This window comes from Enterococcus canis NBRC 100695 (assembly GCF_001544375.1).
GTDB lineage: Bacteria > Bacillota > Bacilli > Lactobacillales > Enterococcaceae > Enterococcus_H > Enterococcus_H canis.
The window spans coordinates 1-685 of sequence record NZ_BCQJ01000043.1 but is presented as its reverse complement, the minus strand read 5'-3'; the positions used below and the strand labels follow the sequence as shown (position 1 = coordinate 685).

The 685-nt window shown below is 52.4% G+C and carries 8 tRNA genes; all 8 read right to left on the bottom strand.

Annotation, left to right across the window (positions count from 1 at the left end):
• Position 1: 1 nt before the first annotated feature.
• Positions 2-75 (bottom strand) — tRNA-Pro (locus ECA01S_RS13820).
• A 9-nt stretch (positions 76-84) separates the two neighbouring features.
• Positions 85-158: transfer RNA gene (locus ECA01S_RS13815), tRNA-Arg, on the bottom strand.
• Between the two features lie 10 nt (positions 159-168).
• A tRNA-Leu gene (locus ECA01S_RS13810) sits at positions 169-254 on the bottom strand.
• A gap of 14 nt (positions 255-268) precedes the next feature.
• Positions 269-340, bottom strand: a tRNA-Gly gene (locus tag ECA01S_RS13805).
• 9 nt (positions 341-349) lie between these two features.
• Positions 350-422: transfer RNA gene (locus tag ECA01S_RS13800), tRNA-Thr, on the bottom strand.
• 12 nt (positions 423-434) lie between these two features.
• Positions 435-516: transfer RNA gene (locus ECA01S_RS13795), tRNA-Leu, on the bottom strand.
• A 6-nt stretch (positions 517-522) separates the two neighbouring features.
• A tRNA-Lys gene (locus ECA01S_RS13790) sits at positions 523-595 on the bottom strand.
• A gap of 3 nt (positions 596-598) precedes the next feature.
• Positions 599-671, bottom strand: a tRNA-Val gene (locus tag ECA01S_RS13785).
• Between the last annotated feature and the right edge of the window lie 14 nt (positions 672-685).

Here is a 685-nt window from a genome sequence, read left to right as displayed (position 1 = left end):
ATCGGGAAGACAGGATTCGAACCTGCGACCCCTTGGTCCCAAACCAAGTGCTCTACCAAGCTGAGCTACTTCCCGTTTTAATAATGCACCCAAAGGGAGTCGAACCCCTAACCTTTTGATTCGTAGTCAAACACTCTATCCAATTGAGCTATGGGTGCATATCATAAATGCCGAGGACCGGAATCGAACCGGTACGGTGATCACTCACCGCAGGATTTTAAGTCCTGTGCGTCTGCCAGTTCCGCCACCCCGGCGTGGTTCAGCAAAAAGCGGAAAACGGGGTTCGAACCCGCGACCCCCACCTTGGCAAGGTGGTGCTCTACCACTGAGCTATTTCCGCATGTTGGGATGCCGGCTAAAGGACTTGAACCCTCGACCCTCTGATTACAAATCAGATGCTCTACCAACTGAGCTAAGCCGGCTTTTTTATTCTATGCGGGTGAAGGGACTTGAACCCCCACGCCTTGCGGCGCTAGATCCTAAATCTAGTGCGTCTGCCAATTCCGCCACACCCGCATCTTATGAGCCGTACAGGGCTCGAACCTGTGACCCTCTGATTAAAAGTCAGATGCTCTACCAACTGAGCTAACGGCTCGTATGGGGGTTAACGGGTTCGAACCGCTGACCCTCTGCTTGTAAGGCAGATGCTCTCCCAGCTGAGCTAAACCCCCATAAACAACATTTT